This window comes from Paenirhodobacter hankyongi (assembly GCF_003664585.1).
Lineage (GTDB): Bacteria > Pseudomonadota > Alphaproteobacteria > Rhodobacterales > Rhodobacteraceae > Rhodobacter > Rhodobacter hankyongi.
The window spans coordinates 314,729-323,395 of sequence record NZ_RCHI01000002.1; the positions used below are offsets into that span (position 1 = coordinate 314,729).

The following is an 8,667-nucleotide window of genomic DNA, read 5'->3' on the forward strand; positions in this document are numbered from 1 at the left end:
CATGCTGGCTCGTTCTCATGTGTCGGGAGGAAACATGCTGGACCTTGCCGTGATCCGTGCCACCCTGGCCGAGGCCTATGACCTTGCGCCGTCGCTGACACTGGCCGAGGAGATGCGCGACATCCATGCCCGGATGGACCGCGTCGTCCCCCTGCCCGACTTCGCCCGCCACGCCCCCTATATCCGTGCGATCAACCGGCTGAAGCGCGAGAAGAACGCGGTGATCCTGGCGCACAACTACATGACGCCGGAGATCTATCACGGCGTTGCCGATGTCGTGGGCGACAGCCTGCAACTGGCGATCGAGGCGACGAAGGTCGAGGCGCAGGTGATCGTGCAATGCGGCGTGCATTTCATGGCCGAGACCTCGAAGATCCTGAACCCGGCGAAGACGGTGCTGATTCCCGATGTCGAGGCCGGCTGCTCGCTTGCCGAATCGATCACGCCCGAGGGAATCGCCCAGATGCGGGCCCGATATCCCGGCGCTCCGGTCGTGAGTTATGTCAACACGACGGCCGCTGTGAAGGCGGCGTCTGACATTTGCTGCACATCTGCCAACGCAGCGCAAATTGTCGCGGCGATGCCGGAAGACACGGTAATTATGACGCCAGATCAATACCTTGCGCAGAACGTGGCAAAGCAGGTTCCGTCAAAACGCGTGGTCTGGTGGGCCGGGTCCTGCATCGTGCACGAGCAATACACCGCGCGCGACCTGCGCGAGTTCCGTGCGTTGCACCCCGAGACGCGAATCATCGCCCATCCGGAATGCCCGCCAGATGTCGTGGCCGAATCGGACTTCTCGGGGTCCACTTCGGGAATCATCGACTATGTCACCCGCGAACATCCGAGCCACGCGATGCTGGTCACCGAATGCTCGATGGCGTCGAACATCGCCGACGCGCTGCCGGATGTGGATTTCGTCGGGCCCTGCAACATGTGCCCCTACATGAAGAAGATCACACTCGAGAAAATCCTGTGGTCGCTGCACACCGGGACCGAGGAGGTCACCGTCGATCCCGTCGTCGCCGCGAAGGCGCGCGTCGCGGTCGAGCGGATGATCGATCTCTCGCGGAAGATCGCGAAGTGATCGAAACCCCGCGCATCGTGATCGTCGGGGCCGGGCTCGGCGCGCTTTATGCGGCGCTGAAGCTCTCCCCGCGTCCGGTTCTGGTGATCTCGCCCGAGGTTCTGGGCGAAGGCGCCTCTTCCGCCTGGGCGCAGGGCGGCGTTGCGGCGGCGATGGCCTCAAGCGACAGCCCCGCCGCCCATGCCCGCGACACCGAGACCGCGGGGGCCGGCATCGTCGATCCCGACATCGCCCGGCTGGTGACGGGCGAGGCGCCGAGCCGCATCCTCGACCTCACGGCGCTTGGCACGCCCTTCGACCGCAGCCCCGAGGGCGGCTATGTGATGTCGCGCGAGGCGGCGCATTCGACCGCCCGCGTGGTGCGGGTGAAGGGCGATCAGGCCGGGCACGAGATCATGCAGACGCTGATTGCCGCCGTGCGTGGCACTGCCTCGATCCAGGTCGCCGAGGGGGTGCTTGCGACCTTGCTCGAGGTGACCGATGGCGCGGTGACCGGGGTCTGGGTGAAGAAGGCGCATACGCCCTCGGGCAAGCTGTTGCTCCGCGCGCCGGCGGTGCTGCTGGCCGGCGGCGGCTCGGGCGGGCTTTTCGCCGTCACCACCAACCCGCCGCGGATCCGGGGACAGGTGATCGGCATGGCGGCGCGCGCTGGCGCCCGCATCGCCGATCCGGAATTCGTGCAGTTTCACCCGACCGCGATTGCGAGTGGCGAGGACCCTGCCCCGCTTGCGACCGAGGCATTGCGCGGCGAAGGCGCGGTTCTGGTGAATTCGCGGGGCGAGCGCTTCATGCTGCCCGTGCACAAGGATGCCGAACTTGCGCCGCGCGACATCGTCGCCCGCGCCGTCTATCTGGAGCGTCAGGCCGGCCGTGCGCCCGCGCTCGACACCCGCGCCTGTCTGGGCGCCGAGATCCTGACGCGCTTCCCGGCCGTGGCGCAGGCCTGCAAAAGGGCCGGAATAGACCCTGTTTCGCAGCCGATCCCGGTTGCCGCCGCCGCGCATTACCACATGGGTGGCATCGACGTGACCGAGGATGGCCGCGCGTCGCTCGGGCACCTGTGGGTCTGCGGCGAGGCCTCCTCGACCGGGCTGCATGGCGCGAACCGGCTTGCCTCGAACGGGCTGCTCGAGGCGCTGGTCTTTGCCCGGATCTGTGCCGAGGGCATCGCTTCGGCCGTGCCGATGGCATCGGCGCCCGAGGTCGATCTGGAGATCCCCGAGGGAAATGAAGTGACCGATGAGGCCGCGGTCACCCGGCTGCGCGCGGCGATGACCGATGGCGTCGGCGTGGTGCGCACCGCTGCCGGGCTGAAAGCCGCGCTGCGCACCATCGCCGAGATCGAGGCCGCGGCCACCGGCGACTCGCTGCGCAACATGACCGCGACGGCAACGCTGATCGCGGCGGCGGCGCTGGCGCGCGAGGAAAGCCGCGGTGGCCACTTCCGCGCCGATTTTCCACAGGCAGACCCGACCCGGGCCCGCCGCACCCGCATCACGCTTGACGAGGCGTGCGCGATCCGCGCCCGCGCGACGGAGGACCGATGACCGCCCCCCTGCCCGATTTCCTGCTTGAACCGCTGGTGCGCGCGGCGCTGACCGAAGACCTGTCGCCGATGGGCGATGTCACCACCCGCGCCGTGGTGCCAGCCGGCACCCGCTATGCCGCCCGGCTGAATGCGCGCGAGGCGGGCGTGGTCTCTGGGATGCAGATCGCGGCTCTCGCCTTCCGCTTGGTGGACCCGGCGCTGAGCGTCGAAACGTGTGTCACCGACGGCAGCCCGATCGCGCCGGGCGACACGCTGATGCGGATCGAGGGGGATGCCGCCTCGATCCTGATGGGCGAGCGCGTCGCGCTGAATTTCGCCGGGCGGCTGAGCGGCATCGCCACGCTGACATCGGCCTTCGTCGCCGAGACCCGCGGCACGAGAACCCGCATCACCTGCACCCGCAAGACGACTCCGGGCCTGCGGGTGGTGGAAAAGATGGCGGTCGCGCATGGCGGCGGCTCGAACCACCGCTTCGGCCTGTCGGACGCGATTCTCATCAAGGACAATCACGTCGCCGCGGCGGGTGGCATCCGTGCCGTGCTCGAGGCGGCGAAGGCCGCGCGCAGCCACATGATGCGCGTCGAGCTGGAGGTCGACCGTCTCGATCAGCTGGAAGAGGCGCTGGAGGTCGGCGGCGCCGACGTGATCTTGCTCGACAACATGGACACCCCGACCCTGCGCCGCGCCGTGGCCCTTGCCGGCGGTCGCGTGGTTCTGGAAGCCTCTGGAAACATGCAACTTTCCCGCATCTCCGAGGTCGCGGCGACGGGCGTCGACTATATCTCGTCGGGCGCGCTCACCCATTCGGCGCGCACGCTCGACCTTGGTCTCGACTTCTGAGGATCAGGCGAAATAGTCGCGGAATTCGGCGAAGACCGCCTCGTAGACCGCGCGCTTGAAGGGCACGATGCCCTCGAGCACCTCGGTATGGGGCTTCCAGGCCCAGACCGAGAATTCGGGATGCTCGGTCGCGATGTTCACGTCACTGTCGTGCCCGAGGAAGCGCAGCAGGAACCATTTCTGTTTCTGCCCCCGGTAGCGGCCCTTCCAGATGTTGCCGACCAGATCCGCGGGCAGGTCATAGGTGATCCAGTCGCGCGTCTTGGCGATCTTCTCGACCAGATCGGGGCGCACGCCGGTTTCCTCCCACAGCTCGCGCAGCGCCGCTTCCTTCGGCTTCTCGCCCTCGTCAATGCCGCCCTGCGGCATCTGCCAGGCGGGCACCGGGCTGTCGATGCGCTGGCCGGTGAAGACCAGACCTTGCGGGTTCATCAGCACCACGCCGACGTTGCGGCGATACGGGAGGGCGGAGATTTCTTCGGGGGTCATGGTCTTCTTCCTGGCGAAAGAGGGGGGGCCGATCGGCCCCCCGTTGTCTCAGTTCGCGGGTTTCGGCGCGGGTTTCACCGGCGCCTTCTCCGGTGCCTTTTCCGGCGCGGCTTCGGCCGGGGCCGCGGGCGTCGCCGGATCGGCGTCAGTGTCCTGCGCCATCACCTTCATGCCCTTGATGATGTCGATCGCATAGGCAAGCTGGAAGTCCTGCAGGCGCAGCTTCGCGGCCTCCTCTGCCTTGGCGCGCTCTTCCTCGGCCTGCTTCTTCTCGTCCTCGGTCATCGAGTCGTTGGTCAGAATCCCCTGCAGATCGGCTTCGGACCGGGTCTTGGCTTCGGGCTTGTCCTCGCTCGTCTGGTCCTCGGCGGCCGGGGCGGCATCGGGTTGCGGCACGACGATATCGGGCTGGATGCCAAGCGCCTGGATCGAGCGGCCCGAGGGCGTGTAATAGCGTGCCGTGGTCAGTCGCATCGCCCCTTCGCTGCGGATCGGCATCACCGTCTGCACCGAACCCTTGCCGAAGCTCTTGGTGCCGACGACGATCGCGCGGTGGTGGTCCTGCAGCGCACCGGTGACGATTTCCGAGGCCGAGGCCGAGCCGCCGTTGATCAGCACGACGATCGGCTTGCCCTGCGCCAGATCGCCCGCTGTCGCGTTCCAGCGCTCGCTGTCTTCGGGCTTGCGGCCGCGGGTCGAGACGATCTCGCCCTTGTCGAGGAAGGCGTCGGAGACCGAGATCGCCTGGGTCAGCAACCCGCCCGGGTTGTTGCGCAGGTCGATCACGATACCGTCGACCTTGTCCATGCCACCGGCCTCGTCGACCGCCTTTTTCAGACTTTCCTGAAGGTTCGGGAAGGTCTGATCATTGAAAGTGGTGATCCGCAGCACGACGGTCTTGCCCTCGAGCCGGCCCTTCACCGCGGTGAGCTTGATCGTGTCGCGGGTCATCGTCACGTCGAAGGGGTCCTGCTGGCCCTGGCGCGCCACGGTGATGGTGATCTCGCTGCCGACCGGGCCGCGCATCTTGTCGACCGCCTGGTCGAGGGTCAGGCCCATCAGGCTCTCGCCGTCGACATGGGTGATGTAATCGCCCGACTGGATGCCCGCTTCGGCCGCCGGCGTGCCGTCCATCGGCGAGACGACCTTCACGAAGCCGTCTTCCTGCGTCACCTCGATGCCGAGTCCGCCGAAGGAACCGCGCGTCTGCACCTTCATGTCGGCGTAATCGTCGGGCGGCAGATAGCTCGAATGCGGGTCGAGCGAGCTGAGCATGCCGTTGATCGCGGCCTCGATCAGCTTCTTGTCGTCGACGGGTTCGACGTAATCTGCGCGGATCCGCTCGAAGATGTCGCCGAACAGATCGAGCTGTTCATAGACCGAGGCGGGTTTGCTGGCCTCCTGCGCCAGCAGCGGGGCGACCTGCGTCGAGATCAGCACCCCGGCAACCGTGCCGCCGAGTGCGGCCATGACGAACTTCTTCATACTCTACCCCTGGTCTTTCGTCTGGGTGAACCACGCGGCGGGGTCCACGGGCGCCTTGCCCTTCCTCAATTCCAAATACAGCGTCTCGGTGCGGCCCGCACTGCCGCCCTTCTGCGCCGCCTGCACGAAATCGGCACCGAATTCCTGCGCGCCGGGTTCCGTGCCGCCCATGAGCCCCACCGGGGCCCCGGCGGCCAGCACGTCGCCGGTTTCACCATAGACGGTGCCCAGCCCGGCCAGAACCAGAAGATAGCCCTTCGCCGGTTCGAGAATCATCACATTTCCGTAGTCGAGCAGCGGCCCGCGATAGCGGATCGTCGCCGGCCAGGGCGCAGTGACCAGCGAGGCGGGCGCCGTCGCCACCACCAGACCGGGCCGGCGGATGCCGGCGGCGTCGGCCTCGTTGAACTGGCGCAGCACCGAGCCGATCACCGGCATCGGCAGGCTGCCCTTGGCCGAGGCGAAATCCTCCATCGGTGCGCCGATGTCGTTGTCAAGATCGGCAACGCCGGTGGCAAAGCCCTCGAGCGTGTCGGCGCTTTCGACCAGCTGGCGCAGCTCCTCCGGTTCCTCGAGATAGCGCTTCGGCAGCTTGGTGCGTTCCGACACCGCCTCGCTCAGCGCGGTGCGCGCGGCCTGCACCGAGGCGAGCCCGTCCTCGAGCACCTTCTCGGCATTCCCTTGCACCGCGCGCAGCGTCTTGATCTCCTCGAGGTCGGTGCGCATCTTCTCGGCCTCGGCCTGCAGCGCCGGGGTGACGGCGCCCAGAACCATGCCTGAGCGCGCCGAGCCAAGCGGCCCCGCGGGGTGCAGCAGCAGCAGCGGCCCTTCGGACCGCTCCATCGTGCTCATCACGCCCAGAAGCCGGCCGATGTTCTCGCGTTTCGCGTCGAAGCCCTGCTGGATCTCGTGTTCGCGCACCGCGGCCCGTCGCAGCCCGTCGCGCAGCGCGCCAAGCCCCTGCTCATAGGCGGTGATCGTCGCGGTCAGCGCGGCGACCCGGTCGGCCTTGGTCTGCGCCGCGTCGAGCGCGCCGATCGAGGCGCGCAGATCCTCCGCGGCCTTCAGCGCAGCATCGGTCGCGGTGCTGGCCGAAGCCGCCCCGGCGCCCAGCATCAGCGCGACGATCGCAGCCCGCATCAACGGACGATCAGTGTCTTGCCGGTCATCTCGGGCGGCACCGGCAGCTGCATCAGGTCAAGCAGCGTCGGCGCCAGATCGGCAAGGCGGCCGCCATCGCGCAGTGTCACCCCCTCGGGCCCGCCGATCAGCGCGACCGGCACCGGGTTCGTGGTATGCGCCGTGTGCGGCCCGCCCGTCACCGGGTCGATCATCGTCTCGCAATTGCCGTGGTCGGCGGTGACGATCATCGCCCCCCCCGCCTTCTTCAGCGCGGCGATCACCTTGCCCATGTCGCGGTCGATCTCCTCGCAGGCGGCGATGGCGGCGGGCAGGCTGCCGGTATGGCCGACCATGTCGGGGTTGGCAAAGTTCACCACGATCAGGTCATAGCCCTTCTCGATCGCGTCGATGAAATGCTCGGTCACCTCGGGGGCGCTCATCTCGGGCTGCAGATCATAGGTCGCGACCTTGGGCGACTTCGGCATGAAGCGGTCCTCGCCCTGCCACGGCGCTTCCTTGCCGCCGTTCAGGAAGAAGGTGACATGCGGGTATTTCTCGGTCTCGGCGCAGTGGAACTGCGTCAGCCCCTGCTTCGACACCCATTCGCCCAGCGTGTTGACCAGGTCGCGCTTCGGATAGGCGGTGGCCATATAGGCATTGTGCCCCGAGGAATACTCGACCATGCCCAGCATCGCCGACCAGACCGGTCGGGCCGAGACGTCGATCTCGGCAAAGTCCGGCTCGGCCAGCGCGCGCAGGATCTCGCGGGCGCGGTCGGCACGGAAGTTCAGGCAGAAGAAGCCGTCGCCATCCGCCGTGCCGGCGTAGTCGGCGATCACCGTGGGCTTGATGAACTCGTCCATCTCTTTCTTGGCATAGCTTTGCGCCACCGCCTCGGCCGGCGTCGCGGCATGCAGCCCCTCGGCCTTGACCATCGCGTCATAGGCGAGCCCCACCCGCTCCCAGCGGTTGTCGCGGTCCATCGCCCAATAGCGGCCGATCACCGTGGCGACGGTGCAGCCTTCGGGCAGCCGCGCCACCAGGTCATCGACGAACCGCGCGGCGCTGTCGGGCGCGACGTCGCGGCCATCGGTGATCGCGTGGACGACGACCGGCACCCCTGCCCCGGCAATCATCCGGCAGGCGGCGAGCAGATGCTCGATATGGCCATGCACGCCGCCATCCGAGACGACGCCCATCAGATGCGCCCGACCGCCGGCGGCCTTCACCTTGGCGATGAAGGCAAGGATCGCCTCGTTCTGGAAAAAGCTGCCATCCTCGATCGCCAGATCGATCTGGCCGAGGTCCATCGCCACCACGCGGCCGGCACCGATATTGGTGTGCCCGACCTCCGAGTTGCCCATCTGCCCGGTGGGCAGGCCGACATCGGGGCCGAAGGTGATCAGCGTCGACTTCGGACAGGTCGCCCAGACCTTGTCGAGGTTCGGGGTGTTGGCGAGCGCAGGTGCGTTGCCCTCGGTCTCGGGGCGTTCGCCCCAGCCATCCAGAATGCACAGCACAACGGGTTTCGGACGGGTCATCGGAGCCTCCTGCGAAATCTGGCTTCTATTTACGCGCCCGGGGCCCGCGCGGCAACTGCTACGGGGCCCTTCTCACGCGTGCGTGCGCGAGCGCGCGTCTATCCAGACTATATCCGGCCCTGCCCTGCCCGCCGTTCGCGGTCGGTTGAGGATGCTTTCGTCGGGGCGGGTGATTTGCGAAAGATTCTTGCGTCGGCATTCCGGGTGATCGTCATCGGCAAGATTCATTGAAAAGAAAATCATTATAAAACAATAGCTTGATGATATATTCTTAATCGGATGCGTTTTTTCCGAAAAAGTCTCTTGCGGAGTCGTGAGGTGATCCGTAAATAGCCCCTCACCGAAGCGGAACACACCGCGCCGGTCGCCGGAAAGCGCCGCAAGGCACTGGAAAGCAAACGAAAATTTGGGAACGGGTTGGCTAGCGGCGCAACGAGATGGTGCGCAACTGGTTGATTTTGTTTCCGTGCTCTTTGACATTGACGGATATCTGAAGAGATATGCGGGCGGTTTGGTCGCAAGCGACGCGGACCGTAGCATATCGCTCACTAGGG

Annotated in this window: 8 protein-coding genes; 3 read left to right on the forward strand and 5 right to left on the reverse strand. The window is 66.9% G+C overall.

Features of this window, described 5'->3' with window-relative positions; all coding sequences use genetic code 11:
• The first annotated feature begins 34 nt into the window (after positions 1–34).
• From nadA to nadC, 3 genes are read left to right on the forward strand one after another with little or no spacing between them, the layout of a single operon-like run.
• Positions 35–1,087 carry a quinolinate synthase NadA gene (gene nadA, locus DYS74_RS03530; RefSeq protein WP_121530954.1) on the forward strand — a complete coding sequence of 351 codons (1,053 nt, stop codon included), beginning with the start codon at positions 35–37 and terminating at the stop codon, positions 1,085–1,087.
• A complete protein-coding gene (locus DYS74_RS03535; protein ID WP_121530956.1) occupies positions 1,084–2,634 on the forward strand; it encodes an L-aspartate oxidase in 1,551 nt (516 codons plus the stop codon). The genes nadA and DYS74_RS03535 overlap by 4 nt, the downstream gene beginning before the upstream one ends.
• Positions 2,631–3,476, forward strand: coding sequence for a carboxylating nicotinate-nucleotide diphosphorylase (gene nadC / locus DYS74_RS03540; protein ID WP_121530958.1), 846 nt, complete (start codon positions 2,631–2,633; stop codon positions 3,474–3,476). The genes DYS74_RS03535 and nadC overlap by 4 nt, the downstream gene beginning before the upstream one ends.
• Before the next feature lie 3 nt (positions 3,477–3,479).
• Here the strand turns inward: nadC and DYS74_RS03545 are convergent, their stop codons facing one another.
• The 5 genes from DYS74_RS03545 to DYS74_RS18440 all read right to left on the reverse strand — a co-directional run.
• Positions 3,480–3,965, reverse strand: a complete 486-nt coding sequence (locus DYS74_RS03545) for an RNA pyrophosphohydrolase (RefSeq protein ID WP_121530960.1) — start codon at positions 3,963–3,965, stop codon at positions 3,480–3,482.
• Between the two features lie 48 nt (positions 3,966–4,013).
• Positions 4,014–5,450 carry a S41 family peptidase gene (locus DYS74_RS03550; RefSeq protein ID WP_121530962.1) on the reverse strand — a complete coding sequence of 479 codons (1,437 nt, stop codon included), beginning with the start codon at positions 5,448–5,450 and terminating at the stop codon, positions 4,014–4,016.
• 3 nt (positions 5,451–5,453) lie between these two features.
• Positions 5,454–6,593, reverse strand: a complete 1,140-nt coding sequence (locus DYS74_RS03555; protein WP_121530964.1) for a murein hydrolase activator EnvC family protein — start codon at positions 6,591–6,593, stop codon at positions 5,454–5,456.
• Positions 6,590–8,113 carry a 2,3-bisphosphoglycerate-independent phosphoglycerate mutase gene (gpmI, locus tag DYS74_RS03560; RefSeq protein WP_121530966.1) on the reverse strand — a complete coding sequence of 508 codons (1,524 nt, stop codon included), beginning with the start codon at positions 8,111–8,113 and terminating at the stop codon, positions 6,590–6,592. The genes DYS74_RS03555 and gpmI overlap by 4 nt, the downstream gene beginning before the upstream one ends.
• A gap of 72 nt (positions 8,114–8,185) precedes the next feature.
• On the reverse strand, positions 8,186–8,667 hold a 482-nt coding region (locus tag DYS74_RS18440), incomplete at its 5' end, for a hypothetical protein (protein WP_220668814.1).